Annotated in this window: 30 protein-coding genes; 22 read left to right on the forward strand and 8 right to left on the reverse strand. The window is 38.2% G+C overall.

Annotation, left to right across the window (positions count from 1 at the left end; translation table 11 throughout):
- The first annotated feature begins 26 nt into the window (after positions 1-26).
- The 3 genes from kdpDN (at position 27) to HU823_RS13225 (ending at position 3,023) form a co-directional block, all read left to right on the forward strand.
- The gene (kdpDN, locus tag HU823_RS13215; protein WP_144701580.1) at positions 27-1,178 is read left to right on the forward strand and encodes a KdpD-like non-kinase potassium sensor; all 1,152 of its coding nucleotides are present in this window, start codon (positions 27-29) and stop codon (positions 1,176-1,178) included.
- Between the two features lie 12 nt (positions 1,179-1,190).
- Positions 1,191-1,592, forward strand: a complete 402-nt coding sequence (locus tag HU823_RS13220) for a CBS domain-containing protein (RefSeq protein ID WP_197222390.1) — start codon at positions 1,191-1,193, stop codon at positions 1,590-1,592.
- A gap of 273 nt (positions 1,593-1,865) precedes the next feature.
- Positions 1,866-3,023, forward strand: coding sequence for an acyl-CoA dehydrogenase family protein (locus tag HU823_RS13225; protein WP_197222391.1), 1,158 nt, complete (start codon positions 1,866-1,868; stop codon positions 3,021-3,023).
- 56 nt (positions 3,024-3,079) lie between these two features.
- On the opposite strand, the gene HU823_RS13230 is transcribed toward HU823_RS13225, so the two are convergent.
- The gene (locus HU823_RS13230; protein ID WP_197222392.1) at positions 3,080-3,457 is read right to left on the reverse strand and encodes a glyoxalase superfamily protein; all 378 of its coding nucleotides are present in this window, start codon (positions 3,455-3,457) and stop codon (positions 3,080-3,082) included.
- A 140-nt stretch (positions 3,458-3,597) separates the two neighbouring features.
- Here HU823_RS13230 and HU823_RS13235 point away from each other — a divergent pair, with 140 nt between their 5' ends.
- The 3 genes from HU823_RS13235 to HU823_RS13245 all read left to right on the forward strand — a co-directional run bounded on the left by HU823_RS13235 (position 3,598) and on the right by HU823_RS13245 (position 4,537).
- Positions 3,598-4,032: a VOC family protein gene (locus HU823_RS13235; RefSeq protein ID WP_197222393.1), complete on the forward strand. Its 435-nt coding sequence runs from the start codon at positions 3,598-3,600 to the stop codon at positions 4,030-4,032.
- Positions 4,029-4,316, forward strand: coding sequence for a hypothetical protein (locus tag HU823_RS13240; protein ID WP_144701565.1), 288 nt, complete (start codon positions 4,029-4,031; stop codon positions 4,314-4,316). The genes HU823_RS13235 and HU823_RS13240 overlap by 4 nt, the downstream gene beginning before the upstream one ends.
- Positions 4,317-4,396: 80 nt before the next feature.
- The gene (locus HU823_RS13245; protein ID WP_186320563.1) at positions 4,397-4,537 is read left to right on the forward strand and encodes a hypothetical protein; all 141 of its coding nucleotides are present in this window, start codon (positions 4,397-4,399) and stop codon (positions 4,535-4,537) included.
- A 41-nt stretch (positions 4,538-4,578) separates the two neighbouring features.
- Here HU823_RS13245 and HU823_RS13250 read toward each other — a convergent pair whose 3' ends face one another.
- The 4 genes from HU823_RS13250 to HU823_RS13265 all read right to left on the reverse strand — a co-directional run bounded on the left by HU823_RS13250 (position 4,579) and on the right by HU823_RS13265 (position 7,833).
- The gene (locus HU823_RS13250; protein WP_197222394.1) at positions 4,579-5,235 is read right to left on the reverse strand and encodes a TetR/AcrR family transcriptional regulator; all 657 of its coding nucleotides are present in this window, start codon (positions 5,233-5,235) and stop codon (positions 4,579-4,581) included.
- Positions 5,236-5,309: 74 nt separating this feature from the next.
- Positions 5,310-6,344: an ABC transporter permease gene (locus HU823_RS13255; RefSeq protein ID WP_197222395.1), complete on the reverse strand. Its 1,035-nt coding sequence runs from the start codon at positions 6,342-6,344 to the stop codon at positions 5,310-5,312.
- The gene (locus tag HU823_RS13260; protein WP_197222396.1) at positions 6,334-7,062 is read right to left on the reverse strand and encodes an ABC transporter ATP-binding protein; all 729 of its coding nucleotides are present in this window, start codon (positions 7,060-7,062) and stop codon (positions 6,334-6,336) included. The genes HU823_RS13255 and HU823_RS13260 overlap by 11 nt, the downstream gene beginning before the upstream one ends.
- A 339-nt stretch (positions 7,063-7,401) precedes the next feature.
- Positions 7,402-7,833 carry a DUF4395 domain-containing protein gene (locus HU823_RS13265; protein WP_197222397.1) on the reverse strand — a complete coding sequence of 144 codons (432 nt, stop codon included), beginning with the start codon at positions 7,831-7,833 and terminating at the stop codon, positions 7,402-7,404.
- A 136-nt stretch (positions 7,834-7,969) separates the two neighbouring features.
- On the opposite strand from HU823_RS13265, the gene HU823_RS13270 reads away from it, so the two are divergent.
- Positions 7,970-8,422, forward strand: a complete 453-nt coding sequence (locus tag HU823_RS13270; protein WP_197222398.1) for a PaaI family thioesterase — start codon at positions 7,970-7,972, stop codon at positions 8,420-8,422.
- 71 nt (positions 8,423-8,493) lie between these two features.
- On the opposite strand, the gene HU823_RS13275 is transcribed toward HU823_RS13270, so the two are convergent.
- The gene (locus HU823_RS13275; RefSeq protein ID WP_197222399.1) at positions 8,494-8,988 is read right to left on the reverse strand and encodes a peroxiredoxin family protein; all 495 of its coding nucleotides are present in this window, start codon (positions 8,986-8,988) and stop codon (positions 8,494-8,496) included.
- A 303-nt stretch (positions 8,989-9,291) separates the two neighbouring features.
- On the opposite strand from HU823_RS13275, the gene HU823_RS13280 reads away from it, so the two are divergent.
- The 4 genes from HU823_RS13280 (at position 9,292) to HU823_RS13295 (ending at position 13,277) form a co-directional block, all read left to right on the forward strand.
- Positions 9,292-10,452, forward strand: coding sequence for a S8 family peptidase (locus HU823_RS13280; RefSeq protein WP_144701544.1), 1,161 nt, complete (start codon positions 9,292-9,294; stop codon positions 10,450-10,452).
- 355 nt (positions 10,453-10,807) lie between these two features.
- Entirely contained in the window at positions 10,808-11,809 is a 1,002-nt protein-coding gene (locus HU823_RS13285) for a S8 family peptidase (RefSeq protein WP_305069406.1), read from the forward strand.
- Between the two features lie 41 nt (positions 11,810-11,850).
- Complete coding sequence (locus HU823_RS13290) at positions 11,851-12,021, forward strand: hypothetical protein (RefSeq protein WP_153238849.1); 171 nt, start codon at positions 11,851-11,853, stop codon at positions 12,019-12,021.
- Between the two features lie 152 nt (positions 12,022-12,173).
- On the forward strand, positions 12,174-13,277 hold the full coding sequence (locus HU823_RS13295; RefSeq protein ID WP_197222401.1) for an MBL fold metallo-hydrolase: 1,104 nt from the start codon (positions 12,174-12,176) through the stop codon (positions 13,275-13,277).
- Positions 13,278-13,323: 46 nt separating this feature from the next.
- On the opposite strand, the gene HU823_RS13300 is transcribed toward HU823_RS13295, so the two are convergent.
- Positions 13,324-13,830, reverse strand: coding sequence for a cupin domain-containing protein (locus HU823_RS13300; RefSeq protein WP_370630091.1), 507 nt, complete (start codon positions 13,828-13,830; stop codon positions 13,324-13,326).
- 425 nt (positions 13,831-14,255) lie between these two features.
- Here HU823_RS13300 and HU823_RS13305 point away from each other — a divergent pair, with 425 nt between their 5' ends.
- The 4 genes from HU823_RS13305 (at position 14,256) to HU823_RS13320 (ending at position 17,190) form a co-directional block, all read left to right on the forward strand.
- Positions 14,256-14,834 carry a thioredoxin family protein gene (locus HU823_RS13305; RefSeq protein WP_231607455.1) on the forward strand — a complete coding sequence of 193 codons (579 nt, stop codon included), beginning with the start codon at positions 14,256-14,258 and terminating at the stop codon, positions 14,832-14,834.
- 73 nt (positions 14,835-14,907) lie between these two features.
- A complete protein-coding gene (locus HU823_RS13310) occupies positions 14,908-15,822 on the forward strand; it encodes a CobW family GTP-binding protein (RefSeq protein ID WP_197222402.1) in 915 nt (304 codons plus the stop codon).
- Between the two features lie 173 nt (positions 15,823-15,995).
- Positions 15,996-16,625: a hypothetical protein gene (locus HU823_RS13315; RefSeq protein ID WP_197222403.1), complete on the forward strand. Its 630-nt coding sequence runs from the start codon at positions 15,996-15,998 to the stop codon at positions 16,623-16,625.
- 1 nt (position 16,626) lies between these two features.
- Positions 16,627-17,190 carry a hypothetical protein gene (locus HU823_RS13320; protein ID WP_197222404.1) on the forward strand — a complete coding sequence of 188 codons (564 nt, stop codon included), beginning with the start codon at positions 16,627-16,629 and terminating at the stop codon, positions 17,188-17,190.
- Positions 17,191-17,414: 224 nt separating this feature from the next.
- Here HU823_RS13320 and HU823_RS13325 read toward each other — a convergent pair whose 3' ends face one another.
- Positions 17,415-18,092 carry a haloacid dehalogenase type II gene (locus tag HU823_RS13325; RefSeq protein WP_231607456.1) on the reverse strand — a complete coding sequence of 226 codons (678 nt, stop codon included), beginning with the start codon at positions 18,090-18,092 and terminating at the stop codon, positions 17,415-17,417.
- A 126-nt stretch (positions 18,093-18,218) separates the two neighbouring features.
- Between HU823_RS13325 and HU823_RS13330 the strand changes: the two genes are divergently transcribed.
- The 7 genes from HU823_RS13330 (at position 18,219) to HU823_RS13360 (ending at position 25,706) form a co-directional block, all read left to right on the forward strand.
- Positions 18,219-18,557 carry a LapA family protein gene (locus HU823_RS13330; RefSeq protein WP_197222405.1) on the forward strand — a complete coding sequence of 113 codons (339 nt, stop codon included), beginning with the start codon at positions 18,219-18,221 and terminating at the stop codon, positions 18,555-18,557.
- A gap of 140 nt (positions 18,558-18,697) precedes the next feature.
- Positions 18,698-19,714: a LacI family DNA-binding transcriptional regulator gene (locus HU823_RS13335; RefSeq protein ID WP_197222406.1), complete on the forward strand. Its 1,017-nt coding sequence runs from the start codon at positions 18,698-18,700 to the stop codon at positions 19,712-19,714.
- A 74-nt stretch (positions 19,715-19,788) separates the two neighbouring features.
- A complete protein-coding gene (locus tag HU823_RS13340) occupies positions 19,789-21,882 on the forward strand; it encodes an amylo-alpha-1,6-glucosidase (protein WP_197222407.1) in 2,094 nt (697 codons plus the stop codon).
- Between the two features lie 41 nt (positions 21,883-21,923).
- Positions 21,924-23,186 (forward strand): ABC transporter substrate-binding protein, encoded by a 1,263-nt coding sequence (locus HU823_RS13345; RefSeq protein WP_197222408.1) that lies wholly within the window; start codon positions 21,924-21,926, stop codon positions 23,184-23,186.
- A 31-nt stretch (positions 23,187-23,217) separates the two neighbouring features.
- Complete coding sequence (locus tag HU823_RS13350) at positions 23,218-24,108, forward strand: carbohydrate ABC transporter permease (protein WP_144703621.1); 891 nt, start codon at positions 23,218-23,220, stop codon at positions 24,106-24,108.
- Between the two features lie 12 nt (positions 24,109-24,120).
- Positions 24,121-24,945, forward strand: coding sequence for a carbohydrate ABC transporter permease (locus tag HU823_RS13355; RefSeq protein ID WP_144701508.1), 825 nt, complete (start codon positions 24,121-24,123; stop codon positions 24,943-24,945).
- A gap of 158 nt (positions 24,946-25,103) precedes the next feature.
- Positions 25,104-25,706 carry a biotin transporter BioY gene (locus HU823_RS13360; protein WP_197222409.1) on the forward strand — a complete coding sequence of 201 codons (603 nt, stop codon included), beginning with the start codon at positions 25,104-25,106 and terminating at the stop codon, positions 25,704-25,706.
- Positions 25,707-25,719: the final 13 nt, after the last annotated feature.

Here is a 25,719-nt window from a genome sequence, read left to right on the forward strand (position 1 = left end):
TTTACTCATGTAAGGAGGTATTAAGATTGTTTCCAGAATATAAACGAAAAACACCTGAAGAGATTTTACGAGAATTAGAACAATTAAAAAGAGGTAAATTAAAAGTCTACATTGGTTCTGCTCCGGGAGTCGGGAAAACATATCGTTTGCTTCAAGAAGCTCATGAACTGAAAGCGGAGGGGATTGATGTACTCGTTGGACTTGTTGAAACACATAATAGAAAAGAAACAAGTGATCTAATTCGAGATCTAGAGATTGTTCCGAAAAAGGAAGTTCGATATAAAGGAAGATTACTAGAAGAGATGGATACACAAGCGATTATTGAACGAAACCCAGATGTAGTAATCGTGGACGAACTAGCACATACGAATGTTCCAACTTCACCGAACGAAAAAAGATTCATGGATGTGGAGGAAATTTTACAAGCGGGTATCAATGTTATTTCCGCTGTAAACATTCAACACTTAGAAAGTTTGCATGATATTGTTGAGCAGATCACGGGTATAAAAGTAAGAGAACGAATTCCTGATCACGTTCTTCACAAAATGGCAAATGAAGTAATACTAGTAGACGTCACCCCAGAGATTCTTCGTAAAAGATTATCCGAAGGTAAAATTTATGACAAAAGTAAAATTGAGCAGGCACTTACAAACTTTTTTACAGATAGCAATCTTGGCGCATTAAGAGAATTATCGTTGCGAGAGGTCGCTGATGATATTGATGAAAGAATCGGAAAAACAAGGATGCAAAACGGCCTTCAGAGTCCTACCGGCGTACATGAAAAAATCATGGTCTGCGTTCAATATGGTGGAAATGCCGAAAAATTAATTCGAAGAGGCTGGAGGATTGCCAGTAGGCTAAAAACTGATCTATTAATCCTTCACGTTACAAACGAAGCATCTATGAACCGCTCACAAGAAGATCGAAAGAAGATTCAAAATTGGAAGAAGCTAGCTACTCAATTCAGTGCTACATTTATTGTGGAACAAACGGATAAGCGAACGATTTCAGAGACCATTCGAGATATTGCCGTTGAAAACGGAATAACTCAAATCATATTAGGTCAATCTGCAAGAAGTCGATGGGAAGAGATTACAAAAGGATCGATTGTAAATAATATTATGAGGATTGCAACAGGTATTGACATACATATTGTTGCAGATCAAAACGAGAATTAGAAAGGGAAGAAAATGAATATAGCATTTTTTCTTTTACCAAAAAGTGAAGTGGTTTGTATACAAGCGGCATCAACAGTCAGGCAGACTCTTGAAAAGATGGAACACCATCGATATACAGCAGTCCCTGTAATCGATGAAAACGGAGGATATATTAAAACAATCACAGAAGGTGATTTGTTATGGAAAATTAAGAATACAGAAGGTCTTACTTTTCAAACGTGCAATCACCATTATATCAAAGATATGAAGGTGAATAGAGATTATCAGCCTGTGCATATAGATGCAGAGATGGAAGATTTAATGATACTAGTTGAAGTACAAAACTTTGTGCCTGTAGTTGATGACAACGAGGTATTTATCGGCATTATTCGTAGAATGGATATTATTCAATACTTAAGAAAAAAGTCAACGTAATAGATAGAAACAATACGACCGGCTGGTAAGCCGGTCTCTAACTGGTGGGGAGGTTAGTCGTTGGAATATCTAACCTGAATTCATCATAACACGAACATATGTTCTTGTAAATGTGTAATCAATATTTTTTTCCTCCTATATAGTACCTTTTAAGAGAGCAGTTTTTGTTAATTACATTGATAGGGCTTTTACCTTGCCGTTCTTTATGAAAAAGGCATACACTATATCTTAAAACCATACTGTTCTGATTTGTTAAGAAGGGATTGTCGTCAGGTGGATTATCTATATGAAACGTATATAAAAACAGAGAAACAACGAGAATGGTTTGATAAGATTGATACGCTCGTAGGTGGATTTGCTAAGAGAGCGGACACATATGATCAAAAAGGTGAATTTCCATTTGAAAATGTTGATGAATTAAAACAAGCGGGGTATTTATCTCTAACTGTTCCAACTGAATTTGGAGGAGAAGGGTTAAGTTTGTATGAATTTGTTCTTTTACAAGAAAGAATCGCGACGGGTGACGCTGCTACTGCGTTGTGTCTCGGATGGCACCTCGGCTGTTTTTTAGAACTTGCTGAAGAGCGGACTTGGGATGAAGAAACTTTTAAGACGTTGTGTGAAAAAGTAGTGTATGAACAAATTTTAGTTAACAGGGCAGCAACGGAGCCGGCAACAGGAAGTCCTACTCGCGGAGGAATGCCGCAAACAACTGCCGTTCAAAAAGGGAATGAGTGGATTATCAATGGTAGGAAAACCTTCACTTCCATGGCACCTGCGCTCGATTATGTGATTGTTTCAGCACAGATTGGAGATACAGGTAAAAAAGGGAATTTCATGATCTCTATGAAATCTGAAGGTGTGTCGATTGAAGAAACGTGGGACACAGTAGCGATGCGCGGAACCCGAAGTGATGATCTTATCTTAAAGGATGTAAAAGTGAGTAACAATGCACTAGTCGAACCAGATCGAGGCAAGAGCGAACTCCCAAAAGCATGGCTGCTTCACATACCAGCATGTTACATCGGTGTTGCGGTTGCAGCTCGCAATGAAGCCGTTCAATTTGCGAAAACGTATCAACCAAATAGTTTGCCAGGACCGATTGGAGAGGTGCCAGAAGTGCAACGAAAAGTTGGAGAGATGGAGCTAGAGCTCTTACATGCAAGAGAAGTATTGTACAGTGTTGCACATAGATGGGTAAATGAACCTCATTTTAGAATGCAAATGGGTCCAGAATTAATGGCAGTAAAACACATCGTAACAAATGCAGCAGCAAGAGTGGTCGATCTAGCTATGCGGATTGTTGGAGCAAGAAGTTTAGCTATGTCTAACCCCTTACAAAGACATTATCGTGATGTTCGAGCAGGACTTCATAATCCTCCGATGGATGATATGGTTATTAGTACGTTAGCAAAAAGAGCGCTAGAATAAAGAATAAAAGACACCTGGATAACTACAGGTGTCTTTTATTCGTTTGCTTACAAAGACTATAGAGATTCAATCTTTTCAACAAAACAAAATTCGTTTCCGAACGGATCACCCACTCTAACTTCTTTAAAGCCATGTGCCTCTTCTAGTCCTGGTCTAGCAAATTTATAATTTTTTTCAGCCAAGAATTGATGGTAGGCTTGGATACCTTCAACGTGTACCCTTAGTTTAATTCCAGGACTTGAATCACCATGATGCTCAGACAGATGTAGGGAGCAATCCCCAAGTGAAACCTGCATATAAATTGGAAAATCTTCTTCGTAACGATGTTCCCAATCTATCGAGAATCCAAGGAAATCTATGTAGAATTCCCTTGCCTTATTTTCATCAAATATTCGAAGGACAGGGATTGTATTCTTAAATTGATATTCATTCATGAAGTATTCACTCTCCTGCTACTTTATTCCTGTATTATTTCTCTTTATTTAACTAAGTTCCCTTGTTTTTATGGAGGATTTTTCTTTTATTAGAAGAAATTTTTATATAATTAATTCAATGTCATGAGGAGGGAATGTCCTTGAGTGAAAAGTTAATTCGTGTTGGTACGACTTATGTGCCTGTTAAGGATGTAGAACATTCTGCTAAATGGTACGCAGAAAAGCTTGGGGCAACGATAAGTTATGGTGATGATGAAAAAGCCATTCTTAATCTAGCAGACCAAAGTTTTTTTCTTGTGCGATCATTAGAAGGTGAGACTTCAAACTTTACTGACTATAACGGAAAAAAAAGGTTTTCTTTAACGTTTGAAGTAGACGGGTTGGAAGATTTGTATACGTTGCATACTGAATTTAAAGCACAGGGCATTCAAACAGGTGATATTGAAGATCGAGGACATACTGGTAAGAATTTTGTTTTTTCTGATCTAGAAGGGAATCTTTTTGATGTTTGGAGTGTTCTGAGTCCGAGATTTAAAGCTTTACAAAAAGAAGCTTTTTCAGAGATTGAAAGATGAGATGGGTAATAGGAATCCTGTTTTCTATAATAGGCATCTTATTGTTAACGCAAGGACTGAACTTAAGAGAGATTGCAAAACACTCCGTGGACGGTGATGGAATCGGTGTATATTTTTTAGGGATAGAGATCAATGAGAGTGTTCCTACTGAAGATATACTATCCTATGCTAATGGGTTTATGGGATCTGGCGTGATATTTTTAATACTTGCTGTTTGCTTGTTCATCATCCTATTAAGTGAAAAAAGCACATTAAAGCCGATCACGCCCAAAAAACAGGCTTGAGGATGAGAGGTTCTCGGGTAATGTATATGGTGAATCAAGAAATAATGTGAACATAAAGGAAATAGTGGGGAGGTGAGTATATGAAGAAAGTGAATATATTTGTCATCATTTGTTTATTCATTGCTTTTAGTCCTGCAGCTAAAGTGATGTCACCGACAACTACTGATACGAAGGTTCAACTTTCTCACTTTACCCCTGAACCCCAAATCCTAGTCGAATAAAAACAGAACCCGCTTTTTAAAAAGCGGGTTCTGTTTTTTCGTTATTGTTTTCCTGTAAGACCATACATGATAAACGCTACGATCTGATCAATTTCTTTTTCGTCATCCCACTCTTTATCCGAAAAAAGAAGAAAACGTGGCAAGATATACCCTATGATACTAGATGCTGTCATGCGCATAATCGTTTCCGGAGGAAGAGAAACAATCTCTCCTTTTTCTTGGAAATGCTCGATGACCTTCTTGAACTTTTGATACACATGTTCAGTGAAAAGTTTTTGGAACGGTTCACGTAATTCATCATGAAAAGCGATCTCTTGAATGAATATTTTTAAGACAGGAAACTGTTTTCGAACGAATTCCAGTCTGTTTTTAGCAACGACTCTTATAAAATCTTCATAGTGTTCATATTCGTTCTCGAATACTTCTTTTGCAAAAGACTTTATGAAGAAAGGCGCAACGAATTTAGCGACAGTTGGTGTCACGATGGCAAGCAATAGCTCTTTTTTCGTTTTGAAATGACGAAAAATTGTACCTTCAGCAACCCCTGCTTTTTTTGCGATCTCACTCGTAGAAGAAGCGGCATATCCTTTTTCTGAGAAAGTATCGATGGCAGCTTCAAGAATCTTTCGCTGTTTATCGCTCATTGTGGGAGCATTGTGTTCGTTAATTAGGTCATGAATCCACTCGGAATTGGACATTACAGCTACTCCTTTTATAATCGTACATTTTCTTCATTATAGACACTATTGATAGGTAGTACAAACGCTATACCTTAGAGTTTGCGGTGTTTTTTCAACGCGAGTACATTTAGTATCATAAATAAAAGGGAGAAACCAATAAGGACAAGAACGTTTCCGTATATATCATTCCACCCGTCACCTTGAATCATAACATCCCGAATCGCTTCTCCTCCGTATGTTAAGGGCATAATAATGCTTAAAGGCTGAAGCCATTCTGCCATCGTTTCAATAGAAAACAAACCTGAGAAAAATACTTGAGGCACAACGACAAGCGGGATGAACTGAATCATCTGTAGTTCATTGGTGGCAAAAGCAGAAAGCAAAGTTCCAAGTGAAAGTGCGGTTATCGCAAGCATGAGTGTAATTAAAATAACTAACCAAATAGACCCAGCCATCATGATATCAAGAATATAGATCGCAAAGGAAACAATGATAGCCGATTGTAAAATGGTGAAAATGCCAAAGCCTATTACATATCCAACTACCATCTCCCATCTACGCATCGGCGTAGCGAGCAGCCGCTCAAGTGTTCCAGTCGTTCTTTCGCGTAAAAATGATACCCCAGAGATTAAGAATACGAAAAAGAAAATGAAAAATCCGATTAAGAACGGTCCGATATAGTCAAAAGTTTCCATATCAGCAGAACCATGCAAATAATTGATTTCGGGGACGTTTTTTGTTTTTTCAGTGTCTTGATTCGGAAGTGATCTCAAGGCTTTTTCAATCGTTGTAATCGAAGACTTGTTTGCTGTAGGATTACTTCCTTCTAGTGTAATGGAAGTAGAAGGTAATGTAACTTCAAGAACAGCATCAAGTTTTTCATCTGCTAAATCTTGGTGAGCTATTGACGCATTTTGATAAGCGAAGAAAGCATTATCTGACGATCTCAGTAGGTCTACAATTTTTTGATCACTTACAACCCCGATTTTAGGTTCATAGTCATTGCTTGAGAAAACGAGATTCACAAGCGTTAATATGAGAAGAGGGGCAATAAACATCATGGCAAGTGTGCGTTTGTCCCTTATGAATTGTCTGATAATCCTAATGACTAATGCTTTAATTCTCACGATGGACACCTCCAAAATAGAGAAATGCGTCTTCAATTGAAGTACTTGATGTAAAATTCTTTAATTCTTGTGGTGTTCCAGAGGCAATTAGCTTTCCATCACGAAGCATTCCCAGCTGACCGCATTTCTCAGCTTCATCCATTACATGTGTCGTAACTAGAATCGTAGTTCCGCTCTTACTTAACTTATAAAGTTCATCCCATATCGATTGCCGGAGCACGGGATCAATTCCTACAGTAGGTTCATCAAGAATGAGGATCTGTGGTTCATGTAAGAGTGCAGCAGCTAAAGATAATCTTCGTTTCATGCCGCCGGAATATTGATTGACTGGTTTTTGTAGAAAGCTTGAAAGGTTCACGAGCTCAGTAACCTGATGAATCCTTTCTTTTTGTTTTTGTCCTTTTAGACCATAAATGGATGAGAAGAATTCTAGGTTTTCCCTTCCGCTTAATTCTCCGTAAAGAGCATCAGATTGAGCCATAAACCCAATTCGCGTCATGATTTTAAGATTAGGCATGGATGAATTGAGAACACTTATACTGCCAGTTGTGGGAATCTCGATCCCCGCGATCATTTTAACTAATGTTGTTTTTCCAGCTCCTGAAGGACCCAACAATCCATAGATCTCATTTTTGTTCACGGTTAGGTCGATGTTCTTCAATACTAGATGAGACCGATAATTCTTAGAAACATTAGCTACTTTAATAACAGATTCCATATTAAGCCTCCTTCGGAAATTTAGTGAGTACTCACTCATTATCACTATCATATGTTAGTGAGATGATAACGGTCAAGTGAGTACTCACTCATTTTTAAGTAAAATAAAAAATAAAATAAGGAAGTCTGATTCAAACTGAGCTCAAACGCTTTGCAACTCGATGGTGTGCATTGAAGAAATGAAATTGATATTAAAGGATGTTGGGCTTTCAGAGGTTAAGGTTATAGCTGATTTTGAAGGTGGTAAGGAACCTACTCATGCAAGGCAATACTAAGTATTTGAAGCAATAAAATTAAGAAAAACCATTCGCCTTTAAATGCCAATGGTTTTTTGTGTTTTTTAGTTTGAGTCTTGAGTTCTCTTGTAACGATATTGCTGCCATCTGAACCTAATAAAACATCCGATACAAAAGCCGAGTATCGCTACAGAAGAAGCTGTTGCAACCATGATTGTAGCAATCCATGCTACAGTACTCCAACCTAATATATAACTCAGAAAACCTACTGCAAGAAGCGAGATCGCAATCAACTGATTAAACTTCTGCTGGTCCTTATCCTCTGGAATGTACGCAGAAGGTTTCTTTTTTAAAAAGAATGCAGCAGCTTTCATTATGGGATTGTAATCAAAAAACATTCCTAGAAGACCGGCAACTAAAGGAATTAATAAGAACCATGGTTGACCAGTTAGCCAAGTAGCTAGTGTAGATAAAAAAATGAACCACTGATTTGTTCGAACTAAAGGTCTTGGAATAGAAACAGAAGAGTAAGACATATTAATCCGACCTTTCTTATATGCTTAGTTACTTTATTGTAAATGTATTCGTGTGGATTGTGAAGGGTTAATCCTTATGTATATTAGAAGGGGATTGTTTGTTGCACCAAGAATGTCTTATTAAGAGGTGAGAAATATGAAGACAAAAAGAGACGATCGTGATGTTCATATTCAGTATGTAGAGGAAATTAAAGAAAAGCTCCAAAATGATACTTTTGCAAAATGGTTAGGTATTGAATTATTAGAGATTGGCCCTGGTAAAGCAGAAGCACAAATGACAATCTCTGAAAATATGCTTAATGCTCATGGCTCAGCACATGGTGCGGTGTTATTCGCACTTGCTGATTTTGTCTTTGCTGTAGCATGTAATTCCTATGGAAAAACATCAGTGGGACTATCTGTTAATATTGGATACCTCGCTGCATGCCAAATGGGTGATAACATTACGGCAAGAGCAACAGAGATCAAACGTAATCATCGCACCTCTTGGTATGAAGTGAGCGTGGAAAACGATAAAGAACTTGTTGCTCATGTAAGTGCTCTGTCTTATCGGAAGAACGAATATTTTGTAGGAATAGAAGAAGATTAAGTTGGCTGTTTCATCAGTCTTAAGGTAAAAGACGACGAAGTCAGGGAAACACCTGATTTCGTCGTCTTGTTTTATCTTAATGTTTTTTTAATATATTTGATTGTCTTTCTTAGATCTTCAGCAGTAGGTCTTCCAAATGGTCCTGTTTGAATATCAAAATAGACAACTCTTTTTTGATCATCTACTAAAAATAATGCTGGTTCTCCATGTTCACCATGATCGTCATATAGTTTTCCGTTATGGTATTGAACGCCATAAGGTTCTCCAGCAACTCTTTCTATATCACTAAAGACCGGAAAAGAAAGAGCGTGTTTTTCTTTCATTTTCTTCAAATTTTGTTCCTCATCAGTAGAAATCGCTAAGATGTGAGTATTCAATTCATTAAATGTTTCAATATTTTGCTCTAACTCTTTCAATTGATCGTTACATACTGGGCACCATTCTCCCCGGAAAAAGACGAGTAAGTGAAAACGGTCATCTTTTTCAAGGTGGCTGTGAAAGGAGAAAGATTCTCCACTTTCCGTTCTTAATGTAAAGTCAGGTGCCGTGTCTCCTGTTTGTAGCATGAACATCCCTCCATTATATGTTTCTTCTTTAGCTATTCCTCTTGCTGAAAATTTTAAACTCTTTAGTTATTTGATTCTCAAAAAACCAGTCCCAATACTAGGTCATATCTACGTCTAGATGAGGAAAGAAGTAATAAAATGATAGCTGGATTAATGACTTTATTCCTATTTTAAGTTAAAACTTTTAAAAATTAGTAGTTTATATTTGTTTTTGTTAGAATAGTAAAATTCTTCTTTATTTTCTGTAAATTGGGCTCTATATTAGAAATTGTAGTTCAACACCAAATTAGAGGAGTGAAGTAAATGATTAAGAAGATTGCCACAATGGCAGCGGTTTTACCTTTAGTTGTTTCTCTTGCAACACCAGCGGCAGCAGCAAAAAGTACAGAGGTGAAAGCAAATGTTACACCTCAAGAAATTATCGTAAAATTTAAAGACAACGTGTCAGAGTCAAAAGTAAAATCATTAGCAGTAAAAGGGAAAGATGAAGTAAAAGAAAAAGGATCTAAGTTTCATGTCATTAAAGTTAAAGATGGAAACGTAGATGCAGCCATTGCAGAATATGAAGCGAGTGGAGATGTAGAGTATGCAGAGCCAAACTATACATACCATGCGAGCTGGACTCCAAATGACACGTATTTCTCAAATGGAGTGCAATATGCACCTCAAAAAGTAAGTGCTCAATCAGCTTGGGACATCACACGCGGTTCATCTACTACAAAAATTGCAATCATCGATACAGGGGTTGATTATAATCACCCTGATCTAGCAGGTAAAGTAATTAAAGGATATGACTATGTAAGTGATGATTGGGATCCAATGGATCAAAACGATCACGGGACACATGCTGCAGGTATCGCAGCAGCTGCAACGAATAACGCGAGAGGTATCGCAGGAATGGCACCAAACGTATCCATCTATGCTGTACGTGTACTAGATGCGAACGGAAGTGGATCCCTTGATGATGTTGCTAACGGAATCTATCATGCTGTAGATAACGGAGCAAAAGTAGTTTCACTTAGCCTTGGCGGACCTGGATCTGCTACTTCATTACAAAACGCTGTAAACTATGCCGTTTCTAAAGGAGTAGTTGTAGTTGCCGCAGCTGGTAACGAGAACACTTCTGCACCGAGCTATCCAGCTTATTATTCAGGTGCCATTGCAGTAGCTGCAACTGACCGTAATGACCTTCGTGCTTCATTCTCTAACTATGGATCTTGGGTTGATGTTGCTGCTCCTGGTGTAGACATCGCTTCTACTGTACGTAATGGTGGATATGCTTACATGTCTGGTACATCAATGGCTTGTCCTCTAGTAGCAGGTATTGCAGGCTTACTTGCTTCACAAGGAAGAAGTGCTTCTAATATCCGTGCTGCAATCGAGAACACAGCAGATCCTATCTCAGGAACAGGATCTTATTACTCTAAAGGTCGTGTAAACGCGGCAGACGCAGTTCGCTACTAATCTATTCTTTATATTTACAAGCTCCCGAGACTAGATCTGTTCTAGTCTTGGGAGTTTTTGTTTGCAATAGTTTAATTGAACTAACAAACTTTGTCGAAAGGTGTTGGAATTTAAGGATAAGGACATATGTTCGCATTGCGTAAAATGTCGATGTAGACTTAATAGCTCATTTTAAAGACGGGACTTGTGGTAAGTTTTAACAGTTTGGTAGAATAGTATTAAGTTCTACAACTAGAATCTTCATTTCTTACAAGTCTTACATCCTATAAGAAAGGAGGTTCACGCTTCCATTTGTCTCTTCAACAGTCACATACTTTACAAAAAATTCTTTTAAAAATAAAAGGAGGTAAAGATGATGAGTGAAGTCTGTTTGATCCCGTTTGTGTTAGAAGAAGTAATAGAAGAATCAAAAGAAGAGATTCCATACGGAGTCGAGATGATCAATGCACCTGCGTTTTGGCGTGATGGTGAAAAGGGGCAGAGCGTAGTTGTTGCCGTACTAGATACTGGCTGTGACACAAGCCATCCGGAACTTGCTGAACGTATCATTGATGGACGGAATTTTGTTGATGGAAATGACGATGATTATCAAGATGCCCATTATCATGGTACACATGTGGCAGGTACGATTGCAGCTACATTAAACAATGCTGGTGTAGCTGGTGTGGCACCAGATGTGAAACTCTTGATCTGCAGAGTTCTTGGTAAAGATGGCGGTGGATCATACCAAGGAATTATTGATGCTATTGACTACTCCGTTAAATGGAGAGGGGAAAATGGCGAGAGAGTGCGTGTGATCTCGATGTCACTTGGTGGACCGACAGATGTACCTGAGCTACATGAAGCGATTCAAAGAGCCGTATTGGAAGATGTGCTTGTAGTCTGTGCAGCAGGTAACGAAGGGGATAATAAGGAAAATACGAATGAACATGCATATCCTGGCGCGTATAAAGAGGTCGTTCAAGTAGGTGCAGTGGATGCTAAAATGAAACTTGCTCCGTTTTCAAACACCAATGATGAGATTGACCTGGTTGCTCCGGGCGTTGATGTTGTTTCTACTTATCCAGGAAATAAATATGCAAAGTTATCTGGAACTTCTATGGCGACGCCTCATGTATCGGGAGCAGCTGCATTACTGATTGAACGAGAAGAAAAATTGTTTGGTCGTGAACTTTCAGAAGCAGAGGTCTATGCTCAATTGGTTAAAAATACGTTAAGTATCGGACTAACAAAGAAAGCAGAAGGAAATGGTTTGTTAGTATTAAATGCACAAGAAAAAGCAGTTTGCGATCAGGAGAATTTAAGAGCGATGAGAACTCCTATTGAAACGGCTGCAGCGAAAGAGTCAGAATCATAAATATTTGCCCCGTTTCTTAGGAAGAAAGGGCGTGTATGGGGATGGCGTATAAAATTATTGCGTTGTTGATCAGCTTTGCAACTCTTTGTATTAGAATTTATGAAGAGATGAGAAGACGTGCAAAGAACAGAGCAAAAGAAGAAGAGCTTCAAAAGAAAAAGAAAAGAAAGCGAAAGAAAGCAGTGAAGAAAAAGGAAAAGGAAAGTGCTTAAATGAATAGATTGATTAAAAGCTGATTTTGTGAAATCTAGTATATTCACATGAATCAGCTTTTTTGTCGTTAGTAACCAACTAGAAAGTTGCTTCTATGATTTGAAAAGGAGTAATATATGAGCACTACTGTAAAATAGAGAGGAACGTAACTATGGTTTTATTAGGCTTTCTACTTGTAATCGTAACAGCTGTTTTTTTATTTATGATGATTCATCCTGTTTTTGGTAAGAAGCCCTCAAAACAAGAGGTGAATAAGTATGAAACAATAAAAAACTATAAAGATGGTGTTTTTACTAATCAGATAGAAACCGTGATGACAACGGATCTACGTTCTATGCTCCCTGTATTAAAAGAATTTTTAAGTGGAAACCCTAATCGTCAGCCTAAGAAAGCAATTCCTATAAGCTCGTTTCAGTTACCTGAAGAAGCAAATCAAGAAACAAGAGTAACTTGGTTTGGACATTCAGCATTATTGATAGAGATGGACGGAAAACGCATACTAATCGATCCTATGTTCGGCTCCGCGCCGTCGCCTGTTCCTTGGTTTGGAAACAAGCGTTATAGCAAAGTACTGCCTTTTAAAATTGAAGAACTTCCCCAAGTGGATCTAGTGGTTTTGTCACATGATCATTATGACCATCTGGATTATGGAACCATCAAAAAACTCAAACATAAAGTGAAAAATTTTGCAGTCCCGCTTGGCGTTGCTGGACATTTAAAGCGGTGGGGAGTGGAACCAGACCGCATAAAAGAATGTAACTGGTGGGATGAGATACAGTTTTCAGGAATTTCATTAGTCTGCTCCCCCGCACGACATTTTTCAGGAAGAAGCATATCGGATCGTAATTCTACCCTTTGGTGTTCTTGGATTATACAAGGAAAGGATTCGAACATTTATTTTAGTGGGGACAGTGGATATGGACCACACTTTAAAGAGATTGGGAAACGGTATGGACCTTTTGATCTCACTTTAATGGAATGTGGACAATATCATGAGAAGTGGGCTGTGATACATATGATGCCTGAAGAAACAGTACAAGCTCACCTTGATGTAAGTGGCAAAGTCATGCTTCCTATTCATTGGGGTGCTTTTACGCTATCACTGCATGATTGGACAGATCCTGTAGAACGGGCAGTAAATGCTGCAACATTATCAAATGTTCAAATATGTACGCCTCAGATTGGTGAGACAGTTACTCTTGGCTCAGAGATTTTATCTAGCTCGACGTGGTGGAGAGAGAATAAGAATAGATAAAAAAAGAGTGCTCTTCACTGTGGAGGGCACTCTCTACATGTATTCTTTAACTTTTCCACAACTCCAACAGTGGGCCATCACTTCCAAAGAGAGGATCTCTATCAGGTAATGGAACGAGCATAATATCATCTAATACAGCTGGTCGATCATCAGGTTCACCTTTTTTAAGGTTGTGGTTCATTCCATTCGGGTATGCTCCAGCTACTTTAAAATCAGTGCTGGATCCGATACATTTATGTCCGGTACCGGCAGGGAGCACGATAACATCCCCTTTTGAAACAGTAACAGAAACGCCATCTTCTCCTCCAAGAAGGAGAACCGCCTCACCGCTCATAACACCTAGAACTTCATGAGTATTGCTATGATAATGGTGATAATCAAAGACACCATTCTTCCAACCATTACTCCAGCCGTTTTGCTCAAAAACGTCTAATGCATCCTGAGGTTCTTTTAATTTTCCTACGTATAACAAAACGGGCCAGGAAGGATGATTCGGAATCGTCCCATCGTCTGTAAAAAACAAAGTTTTAACATCTTCACTCAGCATTTTCATAACCACTTAACCCCTCCCCTGTTTTCGTATCCATTCCCTTATTTTTATGAAAAGAAACCCTTCTTCTTTCGAGAAATAGTATAGGAGAAAAAAGAAATTACGAGTAATAATGCGAAATTCCTCATTAAATGACGAAAACTTATGTGTGAAAAAAAGTTTTCTTTTATGTGAAAAGAGGTATTAGATAGTTACGGTATGATAAATGTTAGTGAAAGGTGGAAATCAGTATGAAGTACAAAGCGAAGGACTGGCTCCGGTTAACGCCGAATGAGAGATACCTGCTTTTATTCGCTGTTTCCCAACTCCAGAAAAAGCTCAGAGCAGGTTAAAAGAACTAAAAAAATAAATGTAAGGCATTTTCATTGCCACAACTCCCCCTTGTTTGGTTAAAATAAGAATACAAGATAAACAGGGAGGAACACAGGATGATGACTGACCTCAATACATGGTTTGATAAAGGCATGACGCGCTATGCATATATCCATTCAATGAAAACACACAAGGAAAACTTGCTGACGATATATAATTCATTCGTGTTACCTGAACCTATGAAAGATGCGTTGCAAGGCATCCAAAAAAACCGGTTGAGAGCGATCGTGATTACCGAAGATTGGTGTGGTGATGCGATGTTGAATCTTCCTGTTTTTATGCGCATGGCAGATGAAGCACTTATTGATATCCGCTTTATCTTACGCGACCAGCATCCGGAATTAATGGATCGATACTTAACAGCAAAAGCAAAATCAATTCCTATCATTATCTTTATTGATGAGAAGGGAAAAGAAGTTGTAAAGTGGGGCCCACGTGCGCCGAAATTGCAGCAAATTGTTGAAGAGCGCAAAAAGAAGATACCTTCAAAAGAGGATCCACGTTACGAAAAAGCCTTCAAGCTATTTGCTGATCGAATCTCTAGTTTGTTTACGACTGACCATGCTCTTTGGGAAGAAGTAAGCCTTGATATTATAAAAAAATTATTAGCTAAACTAAATGTTAACAGCCTGTAAAACGGCTGTTTTTTTGTTTGTGTTAAAATAGAGAAATTGATGAGATCTATAAAAAAGAAGTTCGAGGTGTACGATGAAAAAGAAAGCGAATGTTATTATTCTAGCTGGATTTTTAGGAAGCGGAAAAACGACATTGCTCAAACAGCTGCTGTCATATGAAAAAGAACAAAAGCATAAAACAGCTGTATTAATGAATGAGATGGGGAAAGTTTCGATCGATTCTGATTCTGTTCCAAAAGATGTTCCGCTTAAAGAGCTTCTCAACGGATGTATATGCTGTTCTTTATCGGATCAACTTGAAAAACAGCTTTGGGGACTATGTAAAGAGAATGAGCTTGATACGTTAATTATTGAAGCAACAGGTGTCGCTCATCCGATTGATGTACTTGATGCCTGTTTGTCACCTTATCTAATCGACGACTTACAGATATCAGGTATCATTTCAATAATGGACGCACCTCGATGGCTGGAACGAGAGAGTATGAATGTTCAGGCTAGAATGCTCATGCTTGAGCAGGTTAAGCACGCAGATTATATCGTGTGGAACAAAACAAGCGGTTTGACGGAGAAAGAGAAGATGATGCTTACGAGTGACGCATCAAGGTTGAATGAAGGCACTCCATTTGTGTTAACAGATTTTGCAAAGATAGAACTGTCTCAACTTTTTTCACTTTCCGTAAAAAAGCGATCAGATCACCAGTCTATTTCCGCAGATAAATTGAATGTCAAAACTTTTATATATTCGTTTAAAGGACCTGTTAATAAAGAGTTGTTTGAAAACTGGCTGAGAAATGTACCCTCATCGATCTACAGAATCAAAGGGTATATTCAGTTAGAAAATCAAATTTATCTTTTTCAGTACTCTTATGGCTTGCCTACTTACGAAAAAGAATTGATGAAGATGCCGCAAAGACTTGTTTTTATTGGAGAAGATCTTGACCCTGATCAGTTAACAAGAGGGCTAAGTGAAGTTGAAATCGAAAGTTAATAAAGAAAACACTTGTGACATCGGGGTTGCAAGTGTTTTTTTCTGCTTTTTATAATCCTAATCCTATAAACCTCTTTTTGTTCACTGTAATCTCTCCTTTGTAAAGAAATTCAGTATATTTTATGCTATTCTTTAATTATCATTATTTTCCAATCCTTAATGAAGGAGGTATCATGATGACAACAAAGTTAATGACTTATGACCATCGAAACATTCATTCTGACATCTATAAAATGAAGCCGGGGCCAGTTGCAGTTCGTGTGATACCAGCTATGAAGTACGTTTCGCAAGAGATGACCACTGCCTATCATATGGATTGGGCAGGTCGGCCTGAGCCAATTGATCAGCAATGGGTTGTATGGAAAGTCGTAAATCAGCTGAAATATTTAACGAAAAATAAGTTAAGTTACAAATTTACTTTAATGCCGCATGAGATTCTTTGGCATGAGAAAAATGTCAGTAGGTCAATTACAACTCAAATGATGCAAGTCCCTGATTGTATAACTAAAGAATTATTTGAAGAAGCATGTTTTCACGTTGAAAAGAGATTAGGAAAGAAGCTTCCAACACTACAACTCATTTCTAATGAGTCGCTCACTTGTGTTCAAAAGTTACATAGAGGTCACTATCGAAACTCAGTTGAAACCCTGGAAGAGATAATGAATTTCGCCGAAGAAGAGAGCCTTTCGCTAAAAAGTAGTTATAAAGAGATCTATTTAACTCCTGCTATGATGTGTCATAAACCTGAAACATGGAAAACGGTTGTGAGTGTGGAGATTAATAAAAGGAAGCCTGGAGTATGAAATGAATGAAGACAAAATTAAATTTAAATTGGAATTAAAAGAAGATAAGGAATCAACCTATGCATTTCGTATGATATTCACTTTCTTGATCGTTTGTCTTCTGGTCGTTCTTGTTGTAGATATAGATGATCAAAGTGTTGAGACACAAGGAATTGCTAGACAGTGGGGAGAGGCAAAGTTAATAAATAATGAATCAATGCAATATACATTACTCTCTGATTCAGAAAAAATGAAATACGTGGATATTATTTCAGAAACTAATAAAGAAGAACAACCTACATACTCATTTAAAGAGTTAGATCAGTTTGAATATCGTATAAACAGTAAGGAATATATTTACAGACTGCACTACTACAAAATGGAATCCTGTGCAGATTGTCAAAAAGATGTATGGGTTCGTATAAAGAAAGAGGATAAAGGATGGTTTGTAACTCACATTAACTATTCTGAATCCAAAGCAGAACCAAAAATTCGTAATGTGGAAAGAGAGCAAATACCTACCACTGAAAAACAAGAAAAAGAATTGCAAGACAAAAAGTCATTCATTATGAAGTTTTTAAACTAATTAAAAAAATCAATCTGAGGGAGATTACAATGAAATATCGATATCTTGGGATTACATTTGTAATTATTGGAGCACTAATCATGATAATCTCTTTAACGATAGATTCTGAACATGAGAGGATTATTCGGATAGGTGGGGGTAGTTTATTCTTCATCGGTACTCTTTTGATACCAGATTATATTGTTAATTCTAGGAACCAAACAAAAAATAGATGAGAGCTGGACTCATAAGGAGTGCAGCTCTTTTTCGTTCTCAAGATCTTTAAGAGAGGAAAAAATATAATGAGGTTTAATACCTAAAACATCTAATGGTAGATTTCCTCGATTGATCCATGCGGTCTTAAATCCATATGCTGCTGCGCCCGTTATGTCCCAATAGTTAGAACTCATGAATAAAATTTCTTCACGGTTTATAGCTAACGTCTCCTGAGCATACTGATAGGCAGCAGGTGCAGGTTTATATTGTTGAACATCCTCAATCGATAATAGGTCTATAACATCAGTTAGTTCTCTTTTTTTAACTAATGGCTTTAGCATTTTATAAGTTCCATTAGAAAAAATAACTTGCTTCATATTATTTTGTTGAATTCTATGAAGAGAGCCGGGTACCTCTTCATAGACTTGGAGTTCTAGATAAGCCTCCGTTAAAGAAACAAGTGCTTCTTCGTTGCATTGTAGAGAGAATTTTTTAAAAGTATATAAAAGAGCATTGCGAGTGATTTCGGAAAATGGAATGTATGTTCCAGTTAGCTGGTGAAGCATGAAGTACTCTACTTGTTTTTTTCGCCATTCTTCACTGATCGATTTACCATGTCCTTTAAAATGAAACTCGGCTTTTTCAGTAACGGAATGTACATTAAAAAGTGTTCCGTATGCGTCATAAACAAAAGCTTTAATCGTCAATGAAACACCTCCTTATAATACAAGGATACCCGAAATCAAAGCAGCTTAACTTTCATAAAAAATTTCGTAAAAATTTAGGTGAATTTCCCTTTCATTGAGGGAATAGATAACAATGAGGTGATAAAAATGAAAATGCAATTGTATCTGTTATTTGGTTTTATCTTCGCACTAATCATAGCAACGTTCGCGGTCATAAATGTTGGTGATGTAGAAATCAACTACCTCTTTGGAACTGCCAACTGGCCATTAGTACTCGTCATTTTAGGATCAGCCGTAATCGGTGGCCTATCAGTCGGACTATTTGGTCTGATTAAAGTAATTCAGCTACAGCGACAAGTGAAAAAGCTGCACCAGATTCATAATGAAAAAGAATCTTGGAAAGAAGAAAGGGTTGCTGAACATACTTCTGAATCTGTAACTCCAACAGAAGAAGTTCCTCATGAAAAAGAAGAAGAAAACAAGTAGATGCAAAAGAAACCCTGAAAGTAGTCTTGAAAGATTACTCTCAGGGTTTTTTGCATGTTATAAAACTAATACTTGAAAGCGATATCAAAAAGCGTTAAGATAACTACTAATCAGTTCCAAAACGTTTTGGAGGATAAAATATGGCTACCATAAGAGATGTTGCAAAAAAAGCAGGAGTATCAGTAACAACCGTTTCCAGAGCGCTGAACGGCTACTCTGATGTAAATGAAAAAACAAGAGAGAAAATAAAGATGATCGCTCAAGAACTTAATTATAGCCCTAGTTTACTAGCACGAAGTCTCGTAATGAAAAAAACAAAAACCATTGGATTGCTCGTATCTGGACTTCGAATTGAAGGAAGTAAAGATAATTTTACCTTTGAAGTACTTTGCGGCGTAAATGACTGTGCTGGTGAACTAGGATATGAACTAGTCTTGATCAGTACAGATTCTAAAAAACAGCAGGAAAAAACGTATAACCAGTTATGCAAGGAAAGAAAAGTAGAAGGTGTGATCTTACAAGGTATTAAAACGGATGATCCGTACTTAGACGAAGTATTAAAAAGTGATATTCCTTGTATTCTTATTGATATTCCGATTGAAAGTGATTCGGTTGGCTATGTAACAACCAACAATAAAGACGGTGCACAAACAGCGGTAGAACATCTCCTGAATTTAGGTCATAAACATATTGCGATGATTAATGGGCATAGTCAAGCTTTTGTCAGCAGGGAACGGTTAGCTGGCTACGAAGCGGCTTTGATGAAGAATGGTATTCCTTTCAACGAAAGTTATGTTGTAAACGGAGCTTTTTTGGAGGATACAGCAGAACGGGAAACCACCAAACTATTAAAAGCACATCCTGAGATTTCTGCATTGTTTTGTGCAAGTGACCTTATGGCGATGGGGGCAATAAGAGCAGCAAAAAAGATGGGTAAAACACTTCCAAAAGATCTATCTGTTGTTGGATTTGACAACATTATCTTATCTGCTTATTCAACGCCATCATTATCTACGATTGCACAAGATCGGTATAAATTAGGGTTTGAAGCGACAAAACTTCTTACAAATCTGTTGGAAGGGAAAGAAGTAGAAAAGAATAAAGTACTGCAAACGACATTTATAAAAAGAGAATCATCAATTGAAAACCACAAATAGTGGTTTTTACTTAGACTAAGACCCAAAACGTTTCGGATGCGTTTTATACTAATATTATCAGGAGGATTTGTGGTATGAACTATCGTGTAATAAAAGAAAACGATCTATTTTTTTTAACAGATGACAAAGGGAATATTCCTAAAGAGAACGATTATGGACTCGGATTGTATACAAAAGATACCCGGTTTCTTAGCAAGTTCGATATCAAAATAAACGGTCAAGATCCTATTCTTCTATCTTCATCTGCAGATGAGAATTATGAAGCAAAGATCTTGCTGACTAACCCTCACATGGAAGAAGACGGAGAACTCATTCTGTGGAGGGAATCTATTGAGATTGAAAGAAAGCGCTTAATTTATGATGGCGTATTATATGAGACACTACAGCTAAAAAGCTATTATCCGAAACCAGTCAATTTTGAAATAAGTGTTCATGTTGACGCTGATTTTACAGATATGTTCATTATTCGAGGTTTTCAATATGGTGAGATTGGAAAAAGGTCCGGCGAAGAAGTTACAGAAAACTCGTTAACATACTTCTATAAAGGAGCTGATGATGTTGAACGGGCTACAAAAGTACAATGGGATCGAGAGGCAAAGAAGGTAAATAAAGATGGTACGATCGCGTTTGATTTTCAATTGAATCACGGTGAGGCAAAGAGTGTAACATTCTCTGTGACACCTGAAATTAACGGAAAGTCAGGAACAGTCATGGATCCCGAGAAAGCACTTCAACTTTTAAAGACTTCTTATACAGATTGGGAAAGAGATACAACAAAAGTACAAACAGACTACAAACCACTTCAAAGACTTGTCGACAGAGGCATTATGGATCTTCGCGTATTGTTAACGGACATTGGACATGGAGCGTTCCCAGTAGCAGGATTACCTTGGTTTGGTGTTCCTTTTGGAAGAGACAGTTTGATCGCAGCGCTTCAGATGCTTGCTTTTAATCCTGAAATAGCAAAAGGTACTTTATTAACCATGGCTTCTCAACAAGGTACGAAAGTAGATCCTTGGCGTGATGAACAACCTGGCAAGATCATGCACGAGATTCGATACGGAGAACTGGCTTCTACAAACCAAGTACCTTTTACACCTTATTACGGAACGATCGATGCAACACCTCTGTTTTTGGTCCTTTTATCTGAATATACAAAATGGACAGGTGATTTATCGTTGGCAGAGCAGCTGAAGTCGAATGTAGATGCAGCACTAAACTGGATCGATGAATATGGTGATCGAGATGGTGATGGATTCGTAGAATATCATCAAGAATCAAGTAAAGGGATCGCGAACCAGGGCTGGAAGGATTCTGGTGATTCGATCGTACATCGAAACGGAAATTATGCAGATACACCGATAGCTCTATCTGAGGTTCAAGGATATGTTTATCAAGCCAAAATCGGTATTGCAGCTATTTTTGATGTACTTGGTAGAGTAGATGAAGCTACTAAACTTCGTCTTGATGCAGAAAAGCTAAAGAAACTGTATGACGAAAAGTTTTGGATGGAAGATCAGGAGTTTCATGCCATTGCATTAGATAAAGATAAACAGCAGGTAGGGACTTTAACAACCAATCCTGGACATGTTCTTTTTGCAGAGATGCTGGATGATCATAAGGCAAGTAAGGTGATAGAAAAACTTGTTTCTCCACAATTTTTCTCAGGTTACGGTATTCGCACGATGGCAAAAGGAGAAGCGGGGTATAACCCGATGAGTTATCACGATGGTAGCATATGGCCGCATGACAACAGTATGATCCTGCTTGGCATGAGTAAAGTAGAACACCAGAGTGATGCAAATACGGTGATCTCTGGATTGATCGCTGCCGCGAGCCACTTTGAATATGACAGACTGCCTGAGCTTTTCTGTGGATATGATTCTAAAACAGGAAGAGCAGTGAAATACCCCGTAGCATGTTCACCTCAAGCTTGGGCTGCAGGGACACCACTAGTCTTCATCCAAACCATTCTTGGATTATTTCCTGATAGTTTAAACAAAGTCATCTATCTCTCTCCAGAACTGTTGAAAGAGATGAAAGAACTAAAAGTTGACCGAATTAAAATTGGAGAAGGACATCTTTCCGTTCATGTTCAACGTGAGGAAGAAGAAACGACCGTAGAGATAAAAGAAAATACGACTGGATATGAAGTGATTCAAAAATAGAATGGTTCGTTCACCTTATGTAGAGAAGGGAGTTTTAGAAGATGAGACATACAAAGTGGCTGTCTGCAATAGCTGTACCTTCGCTGCTTTTAGCAACGGTGTTATCTGGCTGTGGAAATGACAATGGAAAAGAAGAAACTCAATCAGGGAAAACCGAGATTGTTCTGAGTGGTTGGGGTGGAAATCCGACTGAGAAGAAATTGTTAAACGAAGTTCTATCAGATTTTGAAAAAGAACATCCCCACATTGATGTGAAACTGAATACAATTAGTGATCAATACATGGATGTTTTGAAAACACGATTGATCGGAGGAACCGCAGCAGATGTATTCTATCTTGATGCTTTTGAAGCTCCTGCTCTCATTGAGACAGGCGCTGTTGAACCGCTAAATAAGTATGTGACAAAAGAATTTGACCTTGCAGATTTTGAAAAACCGATGCTTGATGCTTTTAAAGAAGGTGAGAAGCTTTACGGTCTGCCAAAGGATTACTCAACACTCGCTCTTTTTTATAACAAGAAAATGTTTAAAGAAGCTGGAATAAAAGAACCTCCAAAGACATGGGAAGAGATGGAGGCTGTCGCAAAAAAACTGACCGATCAAAAGAAACAAGTATACGGACTTGGAATGCTTCCACAGATTGAACGGATGTATTATATGGCAGAATCTCAGGATGGACAGGTCATCACAAATGGTCGAGCCACTTTTGCTGATGATAAAGTCGTGGATGCGATCCAGCCAGTGGTTGATATGCACATAAAAGATAAGACTGCAGCAACACCTTCAGAAGTAGGGGCAGGGCAATCCGCTGGTGAGATGTTCGGACGTGGCAACGCAGCCATGGTAATGGAAGGGAACTGGAACATTCCTTTTTTAGAAGACACGTTTCCAGAGCTTGATTATGGAACGGCAGAACTGCCAACAGTAAACGGTAAAAAAGGGACGATGTCCTTTGCAGTCGGATACGCGATGAATGCAGAATCAGAGCATAAGAAAGAGTCATGGGAACTGATCGAATATCTCACGGGTAAAGAAGGAATGAAGAAATGGACGAGCAAAGGCTTTGCACTTCCAACAAGAAAGTCTGTAGCTACTGAACTAGGTTTTGATCAAGATGAACTTCGCGGTCCACTTGTAAGTGGAGCAGAATATGCAACGGTATGGCAGGATGGTCCAACACTGCCAATCGTGATGAACAATTTCAATAACCAATTTCTGAGTGCTTATTTAGGTGACCGTCCTTTAAAAGAAGCGTTAAAAGATGCAGAGAGACAGGCGAACAGAGAGATAAAAGTAACAGAATAAAGACTTTTGAATCGAGGTGAACCATGTGAAGATGTTATCAAAAAAAGATAGAAGAGAAGCGGGACAAGGGTATCTATTCTTGTTGCCTGCGCTCCTCGTATTAGGCGTGTTTGTAATCGCACCGATACTTTACGCTGTATTTCTTTCTTTTCACAAAGTAGAACTGATCGGCGGTGCGACTTATGAGTTTAGAGGGCTCGATAACTTTATGAAGGTCACATTTGACGATAGAGCAATTATTGCACTGAAGAACACAGCGATCTATGTTGCGATCGTAGTGCCGACTCAGACGTTCCTAGCTCTAGTATTAGCAGCATCATTGAATGCAGGACTCAAAGGGCAGAAGTTCTTTCGCATCGTTTACTTCTTGCCTACTTTAACTTCATCCGCTGTGTTAACACTTATTTTTATGTGGATGTATAACCAGAACGGATTGATTAACTATGTACTAAAGTTCTTAAATCTGCCAACGTATAACTGGATTGGTGATCCAGACGTTGCTCTTATCGCCATCATGATCATGAATATTTGGGCGACGGCACCGTTTTTCATGGTTATTTATCTAGCAGCTCTTCAAGATATTCCAGACAGTCATTATGAAGCAGCTGAACTCGACGGAGCAGGTCCGATTCAAAAGTTTTGGCACATTACGGTTCCAAACTTAAGACCGGTAACATCTTTTGTGGTGATTATGGGTCTGATTGGTACATTCCAGCTTTTCGATCAATCTTATATTTTCTCTGGAGGCTCGGGCGGACCGAACAACTCCACTCTAACTGTCGTTCTCTTAATCTATCAATATGCATTTAAGACACTTGGAACGATGGGTTACGCTACAGCGATTGCTTTCATGCTTGCCATCATCATCTTAGTGGCAACACTTTTACAACGCAAATTTTCAAAAGAAGAATCACTATACTAAGGAGGAGATACCATGAAAAAACGTACGGCTGGAAGAAAAGCTTTGTATGTAATCCTTGTCGTTTACGCGATCATCACCGTCATTCCGTTTTTATGGGCACTGTCTTCTTCCTTTAAAACACTTGGTGAGATCGTAAGTGGGTCGATTAATTTTATCCCGAAAGAATTTACACTTGATAACTATAAGCAGATCTTTACGAGAGAGCCCTTATTCGGAAGATGGTTGTTTAATAGTTTGTTCATTGCAACAGTCGGAACGCTATTAAACTTATTGTTCAACTCTATGGCTGGATATGCGCTCGCAAGACTAAGCTTTCCAGGAAAGAAGAGTATTTTCTTAATGATTTTGGCCGTATTGATGATTCCTTTCCAAGTAACGCTCATTCCTAACTTCTTAATACTGAAAGAACTTGGATGGTTGAACTCGTATCAAGGAATGATTATTCCAGGAGCGGTGAACGCGACGTTTATTTTTATGATGAGACAGTTTTTCATCAACTTTCCAAAAGAAGTGGAAGAAGCAGCTGCAATCGATGGGCTTGGGCGCTTCGGTACATTTTTCCGTATCGTTTTGCCACTTGCTAAGCCGGCACTTGCAGCTCAGACAATATTCGTATTCATGGCGTTTTGGAACGATTTCATGAGACCTCTCATCATCTTATCTGATCAAGACATGTTCACTCTGCCACTAGGATTGAACTCATTTAAAGGCCAGTTTATCTCTTTTTGGAACTATATTATGGCCGCATCGATGGTCTTTACATTACCTATTATCGTTCTGTACGCATTCTTTAACCGATACTTTGTAAAAGGAATCAAGTTTACGGGGGATAAATAATTATCTTGAATTAAATAAAAACAGACTAAACCATTCTAGCTTTTAGAATGGTTTAGTCAATATTTATATGTTAACTAAAATATATTTTAAGTTGACGTAATTGTGAACCTTCGCTATTCTAAAGCGTATACAGAACTAATATGTGGAGGTTTATGAAGATGACAGCACAAAGAAGCGGTTTGAAAACGATTGATATTACGCTAGTTGGTATGTTTGTAGCGCTAATGGCGATTGGTGCAAATATCACAACCATGTTTCCGTTCATGGTGGTTGGTGGGGTGCCAATTACGTTGCAAACCTTTTTCTGTATTCTAGCAGGAGCATTGTTAGGAAGCAGATTAGGAGCAATCTCGATGAGTGTATACGTACTAGTCGGATTAGTCGGAGCACCAGTGTTCGCTCAATTTAAAGGTGGCTTTGCAACAGTGATCAGTCCTACCTTTGGGTTTTTGTTATCGTATATTCTGGTTGCATATCTAACGGGATTAATCATTGAAAAGAATGGTGGAAAAGCTTCATACATTGTAGCAACCCTTGTTGGAACAGCGGTTAACTATATTGTAGGGACAAACCTAATGTTCATGGCATATAAAATGTGGGCAGATGCACCAGAAAGTTTCACGTACTCTATGGCTTGGGCATGGATGATGGTCCCGCTACCTAAAGATATTATTTTAGCGATTTGTGCAGGTATGTTAGCTCCAAGAATTAATTTTGCGCGTAAAAAATCAATTACTCAACGAACAAAACATGCATCATAAAGGAGTGTTGTTG

The organism is Fictibacillus sp. 18YEL24, assembly GCF_015903855.1.
GTDB classification, from domain to species: domain Bacteria; phylum Bacillota; class Bacilli; order Bacillales; family Fictibacillaceae; genus Fictibacillus; species Fictibacillus phosphorivorans_C.

Bases quoted from the DNA above. Each gene is read 5' to 3' on its own strand.
- HU823_RS13240 (WP_144701565.1), top strand. From the start codon at position 4,029: ATGAGATGGGTAATAGGAATCCTGTTTTCTATAATAGGCATCTTATTG.
- HU823_RS13250 (WP_197222394.1), bottom strand. From the start codon at position 5,235: ATGTCCAATTCCGAGTGGATTCATGACCTAATTAACGAACACAATGCT.
- HU823_RS13285 (WP_305069406.1), top strand. From the start codon at position 10,808: ATGAGTGAAGTCTGTTTGATCCCGTTTGTGTTAGAAGAAGTAATAGAA.
- HU823_RS13300 (WP_370630091.1), bottom strand. From the start codon at position 13,830: ATGAAAATGCTGAGTGAAGATGTTAAAACTTTGTTTTTTACAGACGAT.
- HU823_RS13295 (WP_197222401.1), top strand. From the start codon at position 12,174: ATGGTTTTATTAGGCTTTCTACTTGTAATCGTAACAGCTGTTTTTTTA.
- HU823_RS13315 (WP_197222403.1), top strand. From the start codon at position 15,996: ATGATGACAACAAAGTTAATGACTTATGACCATCGAAACATTCATTCT.
- HU823_RS13265 (WP_197222397.1), bottom strand. From the start codon at position 7,833: ATGTCTTACTCTTCTGTTTCTATTCCAAGACCTTTAGTTCGAACAAAT.
- HU823_RS13330 (WP_197222405.1), top strand. From the start codon at position 18,219: ATGAAAATGCAATTGTATCTGTTATTTGGTTTTATCTTCGCACTAATC.
- HU823_RS13230 (WP_197222392.1), bottom strand. From the start codon at position 3,457: ATGAATGAATATCAATTTAAGAATACAATCCCTGTCCTTCGAATATTT.
- HU823_RS13335 (WP_197222406.1), top strand. From the start codon at position 18,698: ATGGCTACCATAAGAGATGTTGCAAAAAAAGCAGGAGTATCAGTAACA.
- HU823_RS13275 (WP_197222399.1), bottom strand. From the start codon at position 8,988: ATGCTACAAACAGGAGACACGGCACCTGACTTTACATTAAGAACGGAA.
- HU823_RS13320 (WP_197222404.1), top strand. From the start codon at position 16,627: ATGAATGAAGACAAAATTAAATTTAAATTGGAATTAAAAGAAGATAAG.
- HU823_RS13290 (WP_153238849.1), top strand. From the start codon at position 11,851: ATGGCGTATAAAATTATTGCGTTGTTGATCAGCTTTGCAACTCTTTGT.
- HU823_RS13340 (WP_197222407.1), top strand. From the start codon at position 19,789: ATGAACTATCGTGTAATAAAAGAAAACGATCTATTTTTTTTAACAGAT.
- HU823_RS13245 (WP_186320563.1), top strand. From the start codon at position 4,397: ATGAAGAAAGTGAATATATTTGTCATCATTTGTTTATTCATTGCTTTT.
- HU823_RS13345 (WP_197222408.1), top strand. From the start codon at position 21,924: ATGAGACATACAAAGTGGCTGTCTGCAATAGCTGTACCTTCGCTGCTT.
- HU823_RS13220 (WP_197222390.1), top strand. From the start codon at position 1,191: ATGAATATAGCATTTTTTCTTTTACCAAAAAGTGAAGTGGTTTGTATA.
- HU823_RS13350 (WP_144703621.1), top strand. From the start codon at position 23,218: ATGTTATCAAAAAAAGATAGAAGAGAAGCGGGACAAGGGTATCTATTC.
- HU823_RS13360 (WP_197222409.1), top strand. From the start codon at position 25,104: ATGACAGCACAAAGAAGCGGTTTGAAAACGATTGATATTACGCTAGTT.
- HU823_RS13310 (WP_197222402.1), top strand. From the start codon at position 14,908: ATGAAAAAGAAAGCGAATGTTATTATTCTAGCTGGATTTTTAGGAAGC.
- HU823_RS13270 (WP_197222398.1), top strand. From the start codon at position 7,970: ATGAAGACAAAAAGAGACGATCGTGATGTTCATATTCAGTATGTAGAG.
- HU823_RS13305 (WP_231607455.1), top strand. From the start codon at position 14,256: ATGATGACTGACCTCAATACATGGTTTGATAAAGGCATGACGCGCTAT.
- HU823_RS13355 (WP_144701508.1), top strand. From the start codon at position 24,121: ATGAAAAAACGTACGGCTGGAAGAAAAGCTTTGTATGTAATCCTTGTC.
- HU823_RS13280 (WP_144701544.1), top strand. From the start codon at position 9,292: ATGATTAAGAAGATTGCCACAATGGCAGCGGTTTTACCTTTAGTTGTT.
- HU823_RS13260 (WP_197222396.1), bottom strand. From the start codon at position 7,062: ATGGAATCTGTTATTAAAGTAGCTAATGTTTCTAAGAATTATCGGTCT.